The sequence below is a fragment of the Halorubrum pallidum genome, assembly GCF_055380345.1.
In genome coordinates this window covers 2369152-2386136 of record NZ_AP043945.1, presented here as the reverse complement: position 1 = coordinate 2386136, position 16985 = coordinate 2369152, and the positions used below count along the sequence as shown (strand labels likewise).

Genomic DNA, 16985 nt, shown 5'->3' with positions numbered 1-16985 from the left:
CTCCGGACGGACGTACCGTTCACATCACGGTTCTTCGCCTGCTTCGACTGACGGCCCCGGCCGACTTCGCCGAGTGGTACGCGGCGAGCCGCGCGTACACCAGCCACGTCGCCGAGGGGATGGGGTTCGAGGGTACCGACGCGCTCGACGGCCGCCGCGTCGCGACCGCCCTCCGCGAGGACCACACGGCGTTGCCGCCTGACGCGGCGCGGTCCGTGGCAGCCACGCTACTCGCGGACGGGGCGTTCTCGGAGCCGTACTGCGAGTGGCTCCCCCTCTGGTACGAGCTGGGGCTGATCGCTCCGGTGCGGTACGGCGGGTGGCGGCTCCGCCGGGTGGCCGCGGTCGTTGCCGACGCCGCGGACGTGACGGTGACCGCGCCGCGGTACTCCCGCCCACGAGACGTGATCGTCGATGGCGAGCCCGCGCTCTCCGACGTGTCCGGGTTCCGAGACCGGTTCCTCCTCGCGGACTCGCTTCTCCACCTCGAATGGTTCGTCCGCGTCGCCGCCGCCGACGGCATCGACGTACCGAGCGCCCTCGTCGAACGGACCCGCGAGGAGTCGCTTGCGTACTACGCCGGCGACCGAGAGCGTCTATCGCCGACGGTCAGACGCTTCCAGCGGCTGTTGTTCGCCGACGACGCGTGGGTTCGACGGGTGGACGAGCGATACGACCTAGACAGCCGCTTGTTCCGACTCTGGGAACGACTCCTCCGCCGGGAACACGACCGACTCGCCGCCGAGGATCGGTGAGTTCCACTCGACGTGGGCGATACCCGCCGGACCCTGCTCGTGACTGTGATATCCCGTAGTGTTACCGAACCTGTAACACGTATTGGAACCGATCGATCGCACGGAGGATAAGTATAGGATTGCGGCGGTCGTTCCGCCGTTACGGACCGGCCGACGGTTCGTCTGTATCCCTCGCGCTTTCGGCCCTCATTCGTCCGATCGGCCGTCCGGTTCTGTCGGCGTTCTCGTGATAACTCGGTTCTGAGTTGTGTTTTTATTCACCGTTTCACAGGCCGGAAGCTTCATACGTCGGCTCTCGGATCCTCCGGGTACACGAATGGCAGTACTCTGGCTGGAGGATGTCGACGCCGACGACGTCGGGACCGTCGGCGGGAAAGCGGCTTCGCTCGGTGAACTCATCGGTGCCGGACTCCCCGTCCCGCCCGGATTCACGGTCACGGCGGGAACGTACCGGGACTTCATCGAGGAGAGTGGGATCGATGACGAGCTGTTCTCGGCCGTCGATGTCGATCCCGAGGACTCCGCCGCGCTCCGAGAGGCGGAGGAAGCGGCCGAAGAGCTGATCCTCGAAACTCCGCTTCCCGACGAGGTCCGCGACGAGATCCTCGATCGATATCGATCGATGGGAGACGACGAAGAGGCGTTCGTCGCCGTCCGATCGTCCGCCACTGCCGAGGATCTCCCCGACTCCTCGTTCGCCGGACAACAGGAGACCTTCCTCAACGTCCGTGAAGCGGACCTGATACGACGGGTCAAAGAGTGCTGGGCGTCGCTTTTCACGCAGCGCGCGATCTACTACCGGCAGCAGCGAGGCTTCCCGCACGCCGAGGTGGACATCGCCGTCGTCATTCAGCGGATGGTCGACGCAGACAAGTCCGGTGTGATGTTCACCAGCCACCCCTCCACGGGCGATCCGCAGATCACGATCGAGGCGGCGTGGGGACTCGGCGAGGCGGTCGTCTCCGGAACCGTCTCTCCGGACAACTACGTGTACGACCGCGACCGCGGTGCCGTCGATGACGTGACGATCGCCGAAAAGAAAGTTGAGATGGTCAAGGACCCGGAGTCGGGCGAGACCGTGCAGCTCGATATCGACGACGATCGCCGCGAGAGCCGCGTCCTCTCCGACGAGGAGATCGACCGTCTTGTCACGCTCGGAGAGCGCGTCGAGGACCACTACGGGACGCCACAGGACGTCGAGTGGGCGATCCACGACGGCGAGATATTCATGCTCCAGTCGCGCCCGATCACGACGATCCAAGAGAGCGACGAGGGCGACGACGCGGGAACTGACGCCACAGCCGATGACCGTGAATCCGGCACCCGTGGCGGTAGCACCGCCGAGGATTCCGACGCGGACGTGCTCGTTGACGGCCTCGGTGCCAGCCCCGGTATCGTCTCGGGCGCGGTCCGGATCGTCCACAAGCTCGATCACCTCGATCAGGTTCAGGAGGGCGACGTGATGGTGACGGAAATGACGATGCCGGACATGGTCCCCGCGATGAAGCGAGCCGCCGGAATCGTCACTGACGAGGGCGGGATGACGAGCCACGCGGCGATCATCTCACGCGAGCTCGGCGTGCCAGCGGTGGTCGGTACCGGCAACGGCACGCGGCTGCTCGAAGACGGACGGAACGTCACGCTCGACGGCGACAAGGGAACTATCCGCCCCGGGACCGACGACGACGCCGAATCCGGAGAGGAGTTCGAACCCGTCGAGGCGGCGCGCCCGGAGACGCCGGTGAAGCCGATGACGGCGACGGAAGTGAAGGTGAACGTCTCGATTCCGGAGGCCGCCGAGCGCGCGGCCGCGACGGGCGCAGACGGCGTCGGTCTGCTCCGCATCGAGCACATGGTGCTCTCGCTCGGCAAGACGCCGGAGCGGTACATCTCCGATCACGGTGCCCGGGCGTACCAAGACGAACTGATCGAGGGCGTCCGCCGGGTGGCCGAGGAGTTCTATCCCCGCCCCGTCCGCGTTCGGACGATAGACGCTCCGACGGACGAGTTCCGGGATCTCGAGGGCGGCGACGGCGAGCCGAACGAACACAACCCGATGCTCGGCTGGCGCGGGATCCGCCGGAGCCTCGACAAGCCCGAGCCGTTCCGACAGGAGCTCGCCGCGTTCGCGCGGCTGCTGGAGATGGGCTACGACAACCTCGAAGTGATGTTCCCGCTCGTCAACGACGCGACCGAAATCGAGGGGATCAAACGCCACATGCGAGAGTCCGGGATCGATCCCGAGACGAATCGATGGGGCGTGATGATCGAGACCCCCGCGAGCGCGCTGCAGATCGAGGAACTCGCAGCCGCCGGGATCGACTTCGCCTCGTTCGGGACCAACGACCTCACGCAGTACACGCTGGCGGTCGACCGCAACAACGAGAACGTCGCCGACCGCTTCGACGAGCTTCACCCGGCCGTGTTGACGCTCATCGGCGACACGATAGAAACGTGTCGGGAACTCGGCGTCGACACCAGTATCTGCGGACAGGCCGGCTCGAAGTCCGAGATGGTCGACTTCCTCGTCGAGCAGGGCGTCTCCTCCATCTCGGCCAACATCGACGCGGTCCGCGACGTCCAACACGAGGTGAAACGGACCGAACAGCGGCTTCTCCTCGATTCGGTCCGCTGAGCGCAGTCGACTCCTCGGGTCGCGAGAAGTAGGGTGCTCACAGAGCGGAACGAGTAAGAGCCTCCGCGACAACTTATTTCCGAATGCAGCAGCCCGAGCCGCAGTCGTTCGACCGGGTGCTCTCTTCGATGTGCACGGAGCCGCATCCGGCGGCACGGGAGGCGGCCGAACGCTTCCTCGCCACGAACCCGGGGGACCCAGCCACGTACGAGGCGGTCGCGTCGCTGGAAGAGCGTGCGGTCGAACTGTTGGCGACGCTCGCAGACCACCCTACCCCGACCGACGCCGCTGGCTACGTGACCTCGGGTGGAACGGAGGCGAACGTTCAGGCCGTCCGCTCGGCACGGAACCGACACGACGCGACCGACGTGAACGTCGTCGTTCCCGAGAGCGGTCACTTCTCGTTTCACAAGGCCGCAGAGCTGCTCGGGGTCGAACTCCGGACGGTCCCCGTAGATGCAGACCACCGAACGCGGACCGACGCCGCCGCTGCGGCGGTCGACGCGTCGACGGCGCTGGTCGTCGGGGTCGCGGGCAGCACGGAGTACGGTCGCGTCGACCCGATCGCGGCGCTGACCGACATCGCTCACGACGCCGGCGCGCTGATGCACGTCGACGCCGCGTGGGGGGGCTTCGTCCTCCCCTTCACCGACCGTGAGTGGTCGTTCGGTGACGCCGCGGTGGACACGCTGACGATCGACCCGCACAAGTTCGGTCAGGCGCCAGTTCCGGCCGGCGGATTCCTCGCCCGAGATGCGGCGGCGCTGGACGCGCTCGCGGTCGATACGCCCTACCTCGAGACGCGCTCGCAGGCGACGCTGACGGGCACGCGGAGCGGAGCCGGCGTCGCCGGTGCGGTCGCCGCGATGGAGGCGTTGTGGCCGGACGGCTACCGAGACGCCGTCGAGCGAGCCATCGACAACGCCGAGTGGCTCGCCGCGGCGCTCGACGATCGCGGGTACGACGTCGTGGAGCCGTCGCTCCCGCTCGTGGCCGCGACGCTTCCCGAATCCGAGTTCGACGCCCTGCGCTCGGCCGGATGGAAGGTGGCGAGAACGGCGAGCGGCGCGCTCCGCGTCGTGTGTATGCCCCACGTGACTCGCGACGGCCTCCGGGCGTTCATCGCCGATCTCGACCGGATACGAGAGTGAACTGATCGTCGCCACTCGCGGTTCGCGGTTTCGGCAATGGCGAACAGACGGCGGTCGGATCCCCGAGCGGTTCGCCGTGCGACCGTCTCGACCGGCTCGGGACGAGCGTTACGTCATGGAGGCGATCGAGGCGTATTCGTATATCAACGGTCGGTCGCACGCTCGGAGGAGAGACGCGACGGAATCCCGACGCGGCGGACCGAAACGATCATGCGACGAGCGCGTAACGGTCGGGTATGCACGTCGTCGTCAACGCCGCTCAGAGCGTGGACGGGAAGCTCGCGACGCGAAACAGAGAACAGCTCCGGATCTCCGGGGAGGAGGACTTCGACCGCGTCGATCGGGTGCGGGCGGCGGCCGACGCGGTGCTCGTCGGCGTCGGGACCGTCCTCGCCGACGACCCGCACCTCACGCTCGACGAGGAGGACCGCCGGGTCGAGCGTCTGCGGAACGGCCGACCGGGTCATCCCGCTCGGGTCGTCGTCGACTCGAGCGGGCGGACGCCGCTCGATGCGCGGATCCTCGACGACGCGGCGACGACGTACCTGCTCGTCTCGGCGGAAACGTCCGCGGAGCGTCGGGAGGCGCTCGCGGAAGCCGGCGCGGAGGTGATCGTCGTCGGGAGCAACGACGGAGAGCGGGTCGATCTGGCATCGGGATTCGACGCCCTCACCGACCGCGGAATCGACCGGCTCATGGTCGAGGGGGGTGGCGAGGTGATCTTCTCGTGTTTCGCGGCCGGACTCGTCGACGAACTCCACGTATACGTCGGCTCGATGGTGATCGGCGGCCGCGACGCGCCGACGCTCGCAGACGGGACGGGGTTCATCGAGGAGTTCCCGACCCTCGATCTCGTCGGAACGGAACGGCTCGACGACGGTATCGCGCTCTCCTATGAGGTCGCCTCCGACGGTTCGGACTCCTCGTAGCGCGACCCCGACCGACGCGGCGATCGGCCGTCGCGGTTCGGTGGTGTGTGATGGCTCGCCACGGATCGGCCGGTACACGGTCCGTGCTACCGGTTTGCACTCGAACCACCGAAGTCTTTATATATCACCCGCCAGTATTATTCGGTACCAGAACGCCTCCGGCGCTGGTGGATCGCACGCTGAAATGAACGGGAGCTCTTGTGAACGGCCCCACACACGACGGCGAGCGGTCGCTATCCCCGGAGCGGTGATGGAGAGATAAAAAATGGTAACGAAAGACGAAGTCATCGAACAGTACGATATCGAGGCGATGGACGAGGCGGACAACGTGGACCTTTCTGAAGACGACTTGGAGAACGGCTCCAAGGGTCAGCTCATCAAACGCGCCGGTCAGCTGCGAGACCGACGTAACGAGCTGAATCAGATGGCCTCCGAGCGCGCGTCCAAGCGCGACGACCTGAACGCGAAGACGCGAGAGAAGGTCGACGAGGCCCAGGAACACCGCGAGAAGCGCGACGAGCTCAACGAGCAGGTCCAAGAGCACAAGGACAAGCGCAACGAGCTCAACGCCGAAGCCAACGAGCTGTTCGACGAGGTCGAAGAACTCAAACAGGACATGGAGCTCGGATCGGGCAAATCCATCGAGGAGCTCGAATCCGAGATCGAGGACCTGGAATTCCGCCAGCAGACGGAGGTTCTCGACGCCGAAGACGAGCGCGAACTCATCGAGAAGATCGACGAGAAACGCGAGAAGCTCGCCGATAAGAAGGAGAAGGTCGACGACACGAGTGAGCTCGACGAGCTCGTCGAGGAGGCCGAAGAGGTCCGTTCGGAGGCGTCCCAGCACCACCAGAAGGTGACGGAACTCGCGGACAAGGCCCAGGAGCACCACAACCAGATGATCGAGGCCTACCGCGAGGCCGACGACATCCGCGACGAGGCCGACGAGATGCACGAGCTGTTCGTGGAGGCGCAGGAGGCGGCCGACCAGCATCACGAGGACTTCGTGCGCGTCCAGAAGCGTCTGCGCGAACTCGACAAAGAGGAGGAGCGCGAGCGCAAAGACGAGCGCGCCGAGAAGCGCGAAGAGGAGAAAGAAGAGGCCGAGGAGATCTATCAGAAGTTCAAGGAGGGCGAGACGCTCGACACCGAGGACCTGATGAAGCTCCAGAAGACCGGCCTCCTGTAGTTCGGCCGAACCGACGTTTCTGCGGTTTTTTCTCCACGCGTCGAGCATCGGCTCCGCGCGCGGTCACGTTCGGGCACGCCGGATACGTGTTTGCGAGCGGACCCTCGTGTGAGCCCGGGTGAGTCCGCTTCGAAACGGCCGGTGAGTGTCCCGGAAACGAGTCGGTCAGTCGGTGCGGGTCGTCTCCTCGTCGGAAACGAAGCGATCGTACGCGGACGTGAACTCTGCATCCTCTTCGGCCGCCTCTTCCCACGCGGTGAGTCCGCGTTCCACTGCCGTCCCCGCGATCGAGTTGTCGAGGAAAAACGCGACGATCCCCCCGACGGCCATGCCCGTCGATCCGATGACGTAGATGGTGTTCGCGACGACGTCGGCACCGAGGAGGGGACCGAACAGGACGGTGTCGACAAGTCCCTGCTGCAGCGCGTCGGCGCTCCCGACGCTCCGCATGTACTCCGGGATGGCCAGCCCGGAGAAGAGCGCGATGCCGATGATGAAGATGTTACGAGACGAGTCGAGGTCGACGTACTTGAGATTCGAGAGCCCGACGCCGACGATCTGGGCGAACATGGCGATGTAGAGACCACCGATTATCGGGCCCGGAATGGTGGCGACGAGCTGGCCGAAGTAGCCGACGAAGCCGACGAGAATCATGAGCGCGGCACCGATCTGGACGACGTAGCGCGAGGCCACGCCGGTGAGACCGATGGCACCGATGTTTTCCGAGTACGAGGTCGACCCGCCCGTCCCCATGATTCCCGAGAAAACGTTCATGATCCCTTCCATGCCGATGCCGTGGGTCATCCGTTCGCTGCTCGGGGCACCCATGCCGGAGAGGCGGGCGACGGCGTGGTAATCGCCGATCGACTCGACGATCGAGGCGGCCACACCGGCGAGCATTCCGATGACGAACGCGGGCGTGACGCTCGGTGTTCCCCACTGAAGCGGATAGATGAGGTGGACCGGCTCGGCCGCGGCGACGCTCGCCAGATCGACGTAGCCGGGCGTGTCTGCTCCGAAGACGCCGACGACCGACAGGGCCGCCGCGAGCGTCCACGCGGCGACGATACCGAGGAGGACCGGAAACAGCTGGAATATCTTCGATTTGCCTCCGAGGTACTGCGAAAACAACACGATGGCGATCAGGGTCAGACCGACGAGCCACCAGTTCTGATCGGTCGTGGTGATCTCGGGCGCGTTGAACAGCGACAGGCCGATGAGCACGATGACCGGCACGATGACGACCGGTGAGAGGTATTTCCGCAGCCGTCCGACGAGTCCGAGATAGCCGATCGCGACCTCGGCGAGCGCGGCGACGATGATCGCGCCTTGGAGTTGGAGAAGCGCCGCCCGCCAGGCGACGATACCCTCCGGCGGGTTCGCCGTCACGACGCCGATGACCGCGAGCGCGGGCGCGAGCATCGAGAATGGTGCACCCTGTACGATCGGGTACCGATTGCCGAATGTCGTCTGCGCGAGGGTCGCGATCCCCGACACGACGAAGAACGTGCCGACGAAACGGGGAATGACCGCGTCGGGCATTCCCATCGCGCCGGCGAGAATGAGGGGAACGGCGATGTTCGCGCCCACCATCGTGAGGTAGTGCTGGGCACCGAGAAGGAGTGACTTCCCGAGCGGTGGTTTGTCGTCGATGCCGTACCGAACGAACGTACTGTCGTCCTCGTTCCCTGCCATCCCTGTGGCGTCAATCACTGTAGGGCTACAAAAACGCAACCTTTGAAGGGCGACAGCAGGCGACGTACGGTCTCACCGCACCGGACTGACAGCCGAGCGAGGCAACGACCGAGCGATGGGCTGTCTGCGTACCGAGACGAGCCGCGTCGACGTTCGGGCCCGCGACGCGCCGCCGACGACGTGCGGGTGCCGTCGCCGACAGCATATATAAACGGCCGCACGCCTAATCGGAGGCATGGAACGCGATCCTCGCTCGAACGGGATGGATCTCCTCGCAGCCGCCGCGGTGGGCGCGACGGCGGCGGTGGCCGGCACGCGGCTCCTCGCTCGCCTCACGCGCGGTCGGTTCGGCGACGCGGCGGAGTACAACGTCGCGAAGGTGTCCGTGTCCGGGCCGATAGCCCGCGACAGCGGCCGCCCCTCGCCGCTGTCTGGGCCGGGCAGGGCGACTGCGGACGACGTGGTCGAGCAGATCGAGGCGGCGGACGAGGACGAACACGTGGAGGGACTCCTCGTCGAACTCAACACGCCCGGCGGAGAGGTGCTCCCGAGCGACGACATCCGGCGCGCCGCGGCCGCGTTCGACGGGCCGACGATCGCGTACGCGACCGACCTCTGTGCGTCCGGCGGCTACTGGATCGCGAGCGGCTGCGACGAGCTGTGGGCGCGCGACGCGAGCCTCGTCGGCTCCATCGGCGTCGTCGGTTCGCGCCCGAACGCGGCCGGGCTGGCCGACAAGCTCGGCATCTCCTACGAGCAGTTCACCGCCGGCGAGTACAAGGACGCCGGCGTCCCGCTGCGAGAGATCGAAGACGACGAGCGCGAGTACCTCCAGGGCATCATCGACGGCTACTACGAGCAGTTCGTCGAGACCGTCAGCGAGGGGCGCGACATGGATCCGGAAGACATCCGTGAGACCGAAGCTCGCGTGTACCTCGGCAGCGACGCCGCGGAGATCGGACTCGTCGACGAACTCGGCACGGAAGACGACGTGGAGGCGCGGGTCGAGTCGCTGATCGGCACGGAGCCCGAGATCCGCGAGTTCGAACCCGACCGGGGGATCGCCGAGCGGTTCGGACTCGGCGCGGAGCGGGTCGCGTTCGCCGCCGGCAGCGGCGTCGCGAGCGTGTTCACGGACGAGGGCGGCGACGTGGACGTCGAGCTGCGCTAGCCGACCACGCGTGCGTGCGGGTCCTCCGCGCTCCCGGCGACGGGGAGCTTTTTATTCGGGCGGATAGAGTGTCGAGACGTGACGACGCTGGTCATCTGTATCGATCGCTCGGGGGCGATCGGCCGGGCCACGAACGTTCCCATGCCGGTCGCCGGCTGGGAGGCCGTCAGGTCGCTCGTCACCGACGCCGGCCTCAGCGACCCGGAAGACGCCAGCGTCAACTGCCTGCTCGAATCGCTTCGGGTCGCCCGCGACCTGCGCGACGAGCGCGAGGAGTCTGTCGTCGCGGTCGTCTCCGCCGAGAGCGACAGCGCGGTCGGCGCTGACCGCTCTCTCGCCGCGCAGCTCGACGACCTCGTGGACCGGTACGATCCGCGCGCGGCGATCGTCGTCGTCGACTCCGCGGAGGACGAGCGCGTGCTTCCGATCGTCGAGTCCCGGATGCCCGTCGACTCCGTCGACCGCGTCGTCGTCCGACAGGCCCGCGACATCGAGTCGACGTACTACCTGCTCAAGCAGTTCCTCGCCGACGAACAGCTCCGGTCGACGGTGCTCGTGCCCTTCGGCGTCGCGCTCCTGCTGTTACCGGCGCTGTTCTATCGGTTCTCGGCCGGCACGGCGCTCGCGGGCGTCGCCGGGCTGCTCGGTGCCGCGCTCCTGTATAAGGGGCTCGCGATAGATCGGCTCGTCGCCGGCGCACCGGAGCGGATCCGCGAGGCGCTGTACGCCGGACAGGTGTCGATCGTGACGTACGTCGTCGCCGCCGGGCTCGCGCTCGTGGGTGGGTTCTTCGGCGTGCTGTCGGCCTCCGACCTCGGCCCTGCGGAGCCCGTCGTCGTGCGGGCGATGGAGTTCGCGTTCGCCTCGGTCCCGTGGATCGCGGTCGCGGGCGTGACGGCGGCGGTCGGTCGGCTGCTCGACGAACTGATCCGCGACGAGGGGATCCGCACGCAGTATCTCAACCTCCCGTTCGTCATCGCTGCGGTCGCGCTCGTCGTCCGCGGGTTCGCGGGCTACTTCCTCGCGCAGGAGGCGATCCTCGATCCCTTCGAGACGGCGTGGTTCGTCGTGACGCCGGTTCAGCGACTCGCGGCGTTCATCGTCGGCGGGATCGTGGTCTCGCTCGTCGGCGTCAAGGTCGCGAGCGACGTGGGGACGGAGACGCTCGAAGAGGTCATCGACACGGACCGCGACGGGAAGTGACCGCGGTCGAACTCCACGGTGACGCGGGCGGGCCCTCCGTGATCGTGACCGCGCTTCTTTTGTCGCTCGCGGTCGCGTGAAAACGCATGGACGTATACGGACTGATCGGGAATCCGGTCGGCCACTCGCTGTCGCCGCCGTTACACGAGGCCGGCTACGAGGCGCTCGACATCGACGCGCGCTACGTGACGTTCGAACCGGACGCTGACGCCGCAGCGGCGGCGGTCGCGGGCGCGGCCGACCTCGGCGTCGCCGGGCTCAACGTCACCATTCCGTTCAAACGCGACGTCGCGGACGCGGTCGACGCGGACCCGCTCGCCGAGCGGATCGGCGCGGTCAACACGGTGGATTTCTCTCCGGTTCACGAGGGTGACGCCGACCGTCCCCGCGGATACAACACCGACGCGGCGGGCGTGAAACGCGCGCTCGCCCGTCACGACGTGTCGCTCGACGGCGCGACCGCGGTCGTCGTGGGAGCCGGCGGCGCGGGGCGGGCCGCGGCGTTCGCACTGGCCGACGCGGGCGCACGGGTACACGTCGCGAACCGAACCGCGGAGCGCGCCGCGTCGCTCGCGGCGGCGGTCGACGGCGCGAGCGGCGGCGGGCTCGACGACCTCGGTGAACGGGTCGCGGCGGCGGACGTGCTCGTCAACGCGACGAGCGTCGGGATGGAGTCGCCCGATGAGACCCCGGTGCCCGGAGAGCACCTCCACGACGACATGGCCGTGCTCGACGCGGTGTACGCGCCGATCGAGACGCGGCTGCTCCGGGAGGCGGCCGCGGCGGGCGCGACGGCGATCGACGGCGCGTGGATGCTGCTGTTTCAGGGCGTCGAGGCGTTCGAGATCTGGACCGGCGCGGACGCGCCCGTCGAGGCGATGAACGCGGCGCTGCGAGACGAACTGGAGTGAACGGAGGGGATCACTGGAAGTATCGCGGATCGACCGGCGACGACTAGGCGAACCCGGGCGTCGCCAGCAGCCCGGCGACGACGAGGAGGGCGACGGAGAGCCCGGCGGCCCCGTAGAAGAACGGCTTCGCGTCGCGGGCGGGCTCGCGGAGCTTGCCGGCGTCGACGCCGGAGAGGAGCTTTCCGCTCGCGACCTCGACGAGGCCGGTGATCACGAACCAGAGGGCGAGCATCGTCAACACGAGGTGCCCGCGACCGCTCCCCGTGAGCGATTCGACCGTGTACAGCGTGCCGGCCATGTGACCGCCGGTGGCGAGGAACGCGAGCGCGCCGATCCGAGTGACCCACCTGAGGCGTCCGACGATGCTGGCGAGCGCGTCGCCGCCGATATCGCCGCGGAGCGCCGACGGGAGCACCGCGAGCGACACGAACAACACGCTGCCGGTCCAGAGGACCGCGAAGCCCACGTGGACCGACCACATGACGGGATTGAGCGCGTCCATACCGACCGAACGCGCCGCGGGCACTTATATATCGGCGGGACCGGAGCGACCCGCCGGCTTCCGAGGACCACCCGGCGCCGTCCCGCTTCGAACTGTTTCCACGACGAGACAGGCACGTCACCACGGGGTTCACGTCGAGTGCTTTTAACTGCCTCACGGTCGTACCTGCGCTCGATGGCCCTACTTCAGAAGATCAAAGAGACGCTCGGGTTCGGGAGCGCCTCCGCTGAACGCGACGAGACGGACGCCGAAGTCACGGTCGAACACGACCCGGAGTCCGAAGCCGACAGCGCCGAGACGGCGCCCGCGCAGTCCGAGGACGCCGATGCCGGGCCGGCGGAGGACGACGCGGGCGACGGTTCCGACGCGGAGGACGAGCCGGTCGCGGCCGAGACCGAGGCCGCCGCCTCGACCGAGTCGCTGGTCGACGAGGACGGCGCGACCGCCGGTTCGGAAGCGGCGGCGGAGCCGGCCGAGGCCGCGGAGAGTTCCGACGAGGAGACCGCGGTCGACGGCGACGACGTCGGTCCGGGCGTCGAGAACATCACCGGCATCGGTCCGGCGTACGCCGAGCGGCTCGCGGAGATCGGCATCGAGACGATCGACGAACTCGCGGCCGCAGACGCCGCAGACGTCGCCGACCGGACGAGCGTCGGCGAGACGCGCGCCGCGACGTGGATAGAGCGGGCGAACGAGTTCTGACGGGGATTTCCAGCCTTCGCGGCCGATCTCCGGCCGGGCGCGACACTCGCCGTGAGCCAGCACCGACCGGCGGGACCACAACTGTTTCCTCCGCGCCCGCGAACCGTCTCCCATGCAGCGATCGGTACGCACCGACCGGGATCGATTCCGCGTCGTCGCCGCCGCGGCCCCCGCCGGCGCTCGGGTTCCGGTCGAGTGCCGCGTCGCCGTCGCGGACCCGTTCGCCGCGTATCGACGCGCGCGCGACGGTCCGGGCGGCTTCTTCTATGAGACCACCGGCGGCCAGTCCGGGTGGGGCTACTTCGGCGTCGACCCGGTCGAGCGGCTCACCGTCTCGGCCGACGCGGCCGTCGCGAATGCGTCTCCGACCGGCGACTACCGCCGGCCGTCGCCGACGCTCGCGGCCCTGGAGGGGATAGTCGAGGGCGAGACGCTCGCGCGCGGCGGCTGCGAGGTCCCTTATCCCTGCGGTGCGTTCGGCTGGCTCTCCTACGACGTCGCGCGCGAGCTGGAGTCGTTTCCCGCGTCGTCCGACGGCTCGGGTGCTGTCGACGACCGGGGACTCCCGCGGCTTCAGGTGGGCGTATTCGACCGCGTGGCGGCGTGGGAGTGTCCGACGGGCGGCGAGGGGTCGGCCGTCACGCTCCGCGTGACCGCGTGCCCGCGCGTTCCGGACGATCTCGACGACGCCGAGGCCGACCGGGACGCGCTCGACGCCCTGTTCGACGCGGCGACGGCGCGAGCGACCGCGCTGATCGACCGAATCGAGTCCGGCGACGAGGCGGTCGGGCCGGCACCCGCCTCGGACGCGGCGACGGCGACGTTCGAGAGCGACACCGGCCGTGAGGGGTACGCCGACGCGGTCCGTCGGGTGAAGGCGGCGATCCGAGCGGGCGACACGTTTCAGGCCAACGTCTCCCAGCGCCTCCGCGCGCCCGCGGCGGTCCACCCGGTGGCCGCCTACGACGCGCTCCGAACGGTCAATCCGGCACCGTACTCGGGGCTGGTCGAGTTCTCGGGCGTCGACCGCGGCGACGCGCGGACCGGCGTCGACCTCGTGAGCGCGAGCCCCGAACTACTGTTGGAGCGCGTCCCGAGCGGGTGCAGCGGCGGCGATGGAGACGCCGGCGACCGCGATACTGAGGGCGGTCACGGCGGCACTCACTTGCGCACGGAGCCCATCGCGGGGACGCGACCGCGCGGCGAGACGGCCGAGGCGGACGCGGCGCTGGAGGCGGAGCTGACCGACGACGCGAAAGAGCGCGCCGAACACGCCATGCTGGTCGACCTCGAACGCAACGACCTCGGCAAGGTCTCGCGGTTCGGGACGGTCGGGGTGACGGAGTACCGCCGCGTCGACCGCTACAGCGAGGTGATGCACCTCGTGAGCCTGATCGAGGGCGAGTCACGGCCCGACGTGGGGCTCGCGGACGCGGTCGCCGCGTGTTTCCCCGGCGGGACGATCACCGGCGCGCCGAAGCCGAAGACGATGGCGATCATCGACGAGCTGGAGGCGACTCGACGCGGCCCCTACACGGGGTCGATGCTCGCAGCGGGGTTCGACGGCCGCGCCGCCCTGAACATCGTGATACGAACGCTGGTCCGGCATGCGGACGAGTACCACCTGCGCGTCGGCGCGGGGGTCGTCCACGACTCCGAACCGGACGCCGAGTACGACGAGACACTCGCGAAGGCGCGCGCGCTCGTCACCGCGACGGACGAGGCGCTCGCGGCCGGCGGGATGACGGTCGAGCGCCCGGAGGTGACGGATGACTGATCTCCGACGCGAGGAGAGCGTCGACGCCGCCGCTGGAAGCCGGCGGGCTGGAGATGGCTCGCAGGCCGGGAGCGGTTGGCGGACCGGAGCCGGCTCGACCGCCGATCCGGGCTGGCAAGCGGGCACCGGCGCGGTCGACGCGCGGATCCTCGTGATCGACAACTACGACTCGTTCGCGTACAATCTCGTCCAGTACGTGGGCGAGGTCGCCGACGCGGTGACGGTGCGGCGGAACGACGCGATCGACCTCGCGGGGATCCGCGAGATCGACCCCGACGGGGTCGTCGTCTCGCCCGGTCCGGGAACCCCCGCCGACGCCGGCGTCTCGACCGCCGTGTTCGACCTGGACCGTCCCGTCTTCGGCGTCTGTCTGGGTCACCAGGCGATGTGTGCGAGCGGCGGCAGTCGGATCAGCCACGCGCCCGAGGTCGTCCACGGGAAGCCGTCGACGATCACCCACGACGGCTCGGGCGTGTTCGCCGACCTCTCCGATCGGCTCCGGGTCGGGCGGTATCACTCGCTTTGCGTCACGCGCGAGGACCTCCCGGACGAACTGGTCGAGACCGCGCGCACCGAGGACGAGCGGTCGGTCGTGATGGGCGTCCGCCATCGAACGAAGCCGCACGTCGGCGTCCAGTTCCACCCCGAGAGCATCTTGACTCCGCGCGGCGCGGCGATGGTCCGGAACTTCGCGGAGGTGTGTGCGGACCGTGCCTGACGACGCGCCGCGGTACCACGTCGCCGGCGACCTCGTTCCGGCCGGCGAGGCGACCGTCTCGGTCGAAGATCGCGGGTTCGCGTACGGCGACGCCGCCTTCGAGACGCTTCGCGCCTACGGCGGGGAGGTATTCCGGTGGAACGCTCACGCGGATCGGCTCGCGGACACCTGCGAGACGCTCGGCCTCGACCACGGTATCGCCGACGCGGAGCTGAAGCGCCGGATCGACGAGACGCTCGCGGCCAACGACCTCGCGGACGCGTACGTGAAGCTCTCGATCACCCGGGGCGTCCAGCCCGGCACGCTCGACCCGAAGCCCGAGGTCGACCCGACCGTCGTCGTGATCGCGAAGCCGCTCCCCCGCGGAGGCGTGGGCGGCGGGCCGGTCCACGACGGCCCGGCCGCGCTCCAGACGACGAAGACGCGAAAGCCCGCGGACCGCGCGGTTCCCGCCGCCGCCAAGACCCACAACTACCTCAACGGAATCCTCGCCCGGCTCGAACTCCGCGTGACCGGCGCCGACGAGGCGCTCATGCTCGATCCGGACGGTCACGTCGCGGAGGGCGCGACCTCGAACCTCTTTTTCGCGGACGGGACCGCCCTCAAGACCCCCTCGCTCGACGGTCCGATCCTCCCGGGCGTCACCAGGTCGACCGTGATCGATATCGCGGAGTCGGAGGGGATCCCGGTCGAGGAGGGGACGTACGCGCCGGACGCGGTCCGCGAGGCCGACGAGGCCTTTCTCACGAACTCGACGTGGGAGATCCGGCCGGTCGCGACTGTCGACGGAATCGCGGTCGGCGGCGATGGCGAGGGGGTCGCCGGCCCGGTCACGACGCTCCTCTCGCGGCTGTTCGACCGGCGGATCGAGGAGGCGCACTACGACGGCGAGCGGCTGTGAGGCCCGGCGGCGCGTCTCTGAGGCCCAGACGCGCGGGAAGCCGCCAGCGGGCACACCGTTATCCCGCCGGGGAACCTAGGTAACGGATGGCAGACGACAAGGATGGACGGGAGAAACAGGCCGCAGACGAGGACCGGCGACAGCGCGAGCGCGACATGGAGGCGGCGCAGGACCGCGCTGACGAGACCGAGCCGCCGATCGACCCCGACGAGGCCGACGAGTTCGAGGCGGCGCTCGAACCCCTGACGTTCCCGGCGACGGGCCGCGAGATCGTCGCCGCGGTCGGGAACCGCGAACTCGAATCCGGGGCCCGCGTGTACGACGTCGCGGACCTCCTCCCCGACGCCGACATGGAGTCGTTCGACGCGCCCGCGGCCGTCAGCGAGCGGGTCCGGCGACCCGCGGTCGCGGTCGCGATGAAACGGGTCGTCGAGGCGGCGGAGACCCTCCCGAACGAGGAGTTCGGCCGGTCACAGCACGAGGCGTTCGAGCGGACCTTCCGCGCGCTGAGCGACGTTGACGAACTCGACGACGAGGAGGGCGTTCGGGCCGTCGCCGACTGGGTCGTCGGCGAGATACGCGAGACACAGACGGTTCCCGGCTCCCGAGACGTGCGCCGACACGCGGCGAAGTACTGCCGAGAGAACGGCTATGAGGTGCGCGATGACGAGTGGCTCGGCGTCTGAGGCGTCCGAATCGGATCAGTCGCGGCGACGACGCCCCACCGTCCCCGACCGACGAACGCG

15 protein-coding genes are annotated in these 16985 nt (G+C 68.8%); 13 read left to right on the top strand and 2 right to left on the bottom strand.

Translation table 11 applies throughout. The features are described from left to right. The first annotated feature begins 23 nt into the window (after positions 1-23). The 5 genes from ACZ45C_RS13820 to ACZ45C_RS13800 all read left to right on the top strand — a co-directional run bounded on the left by ACZ45C_RS13820 (position 24) and on the right by ACZ45C_RS13800 (position 6659). Positions 24-755 carry a hypothetical protein gene (locus tag ACZ45C_RS13820; RefSeq protein WP_464374342.1) on the top strand — a complete coding sequence of 244 codons (732 nt, stop codon included), beginning with the start codon at positions 24-26 and terminating at the stop codon, positions 753-755. Between the two features lie 316 nt (positions 756-1071). Further along, positions 1072-3390 (top strand): phosphoenolpyruvate synthase, encoded by a 2319-nt coding sequence (gene ppsA, locus ACZ45C_RS13815; protein WP_460560961.1) that lies wholly within the window; start codon positions 1072-1074, stop codon positions 3388-3390. 83 nt (positions 3391-3473) lie between these two features. Further along, positions 3474-4541 carry a tyrosine decarboxylase MfnA gene (gene mfnA, locus ACZ45C_RS13810; protein ID WP_460560963.1) on the top strand — a complete coding sequence of 356 codons (1068 nt, stop codon included), beginning with the start codon at positions 3474-3476 and terminating at the stop codon, positions 4539-4541. A gap of 236 nt (positions 4542-4777) precedes the next feature. Beyond that, the gene (locus tag ACZ45C_RS13805) at positions 4778-5470 is read left to right on the top strand and encodes a 2,5-diamino-6-(ribosylamino)-4(3H)-pyrimidinone 5'-phosphate reductase (protein WP_460560965.1); all 693 of its coding nucleotides are present in this window, start codon (positions 4778-4780) and stop codon (positions 5468-5470) included. A gap of 265 nt (positions 5471-5735) precedes the next feature. Next, positions 5736-6659, top strand: coding sequence for a coiled-coil protein (locus ACZ45C_RS13800; protein WP_460560967.1), 924 nt, complete (start codon positions 5736-5738; stop codon positions 6657-6659). A 165-nt stretch (positions 6660-6824) separates the two neighbouring features. Here the strand turns inward: ACZ45C_RS13800 and ACZ45C_RS13795 are convergent, their stop codons facing one another. Further along, positions 6825-8354 carry a uracil-xanthine permease family protein gene (locus ACZ45C_RS13795; protein WP_460560969.1) on the bottom strand — a complete coding sequence of 510 codons (1530 nt, stop codon included), beginning with the start codon at positions 8352-8354 and terminating at the stop codon, positions 6825-6827. Positions 8355-8589: 235 nt separating this feature from the next. Here ACZ45C_RS13795 and sppA point away from each other — a divergent pair, with 235 nt between their 5' ends. The 3 genes from sppA (at position 8590) to ACZ45C_RS13780 (ending at position 11639) form a co-directional block, all read left to right on the top strand. Then, entirely contained in the window at positions 8590-9525 is a 936-nt protein-coding gene (gene sppA / locus ACZ45C_RS13790) for a signal peptide peptidase SppA (protein WP_460560971.1), read from the top strand. 78 nt (positions 9526-9603) lie between these two features. Continuing rightward, on the top strand, positions 9604-10728 hold the full coding sequence (locus tag ACZ45C_RS13785; protein WP_460560974.1) for a DUF373 family protein: 1125 nt from the start codon (positions 9604-9606) through the stop codon (positions 10726-10728). An 86-nt stretch (positions 10729-10814) separates the two neighbouring features. Beyond that, positions 10815-11639: a shikimate dehydrogenase gene (locus tag ACZ45C_RS13780; RefSeq protein ID WP_460560976.1), complete on the top strand. Its 825-nt coding sequence runs from the start codon at positions 10815-10817 to the stop codon at positions 11637-11639. 43 nt (positions 11640-11682) lie between these two features. Here ACZ45C_RS13780 and ACZ45C_RS13775 read toward each other — a convergent pair whose 3' ends face one another. Beyond that, positions 11683-12141: a transporter gene (locus tag ACZ45C_RS13775; protein ID WP_460560978.1), complete on the bottom strand. Its 459-nt coding sequence runs from the start codon at positions 12139-12141 to the stop codon at positions 11683-11685. A 174-nt stretch (positions 12142-12315) separates the two neighbouring features. Between ACZ45C_RS13775 and ACZ45C_RS13770 the strand changes: the two genes are divergently transcribed. The 5 genes from ACZ45C_RS13770 to ACZ45C_RS13750 all read left to right on the top strand — a co-directional run bounded on the left by ACZ45C_RS13770 (position 12316) and on the right by ACZ45C_RS13750 (position 16925). Further along, on the top strand, positions 12316-12843 hold the full coding sequence (locus tag ACZ45C_RS13770) for a helix-hairpin-helix domain-containing protein (protein ID WP_460560980.1): 528 nt from the start codon (positions 12316-12318) through the stop codon (positions 12841-12843). 112 nt (positions 12844-12955) lie between these two features. Further along, positions 12956-14620, top strand: a complete 1665-nt coding sequence (locus ACZ45C_RS13765; RefSeq protein ID WP_460560982.1) for an anthranilate synthase component I family protein — start codon at positions 12956-12958, stop codon at positions 14618-14620. Continuing rightward, complete coding sequence (locus ACZ45C_RS13760; protein ID WP_460560984.1) at positions 14613-15338, top strand: anthranilate synthase component II; 726 nt, start codon at positions 14613-14615, stop codon at positions 15336-15338. Before ACZ45C_RS13765 ends, ACZ45C_RS13760 begins: the two co-directional genes overlap by 8 nt. Next, on the top strand, positions 15331-16239 hold the full coding sequence (locus ACZ45C_RS13755) for an aminotransferase class IV (protein ID WP_460560986.1): 909 nt from the start codon (positions 15331-15333) through the stop codon (positions 16237-16239). Before ACZ45C_RS13760 ends, ACZ45C_RS13755 begins: the two co-directional genes overlap by 8 nt. Before the next feature lie 86 nt (positions 16240-16325). After that, on the top strand, positions 16326-16925 hold the full coding sequence (locus tag ACZ45C_RS13750; protein WP_460560988.1) for a DUF5789 family protein: 600 nt from the start codon (positions 16326-16328) through the stop codon (positions 16923-16925). Positions 16926-16985 lie beyond the last annotated feature (60 nt).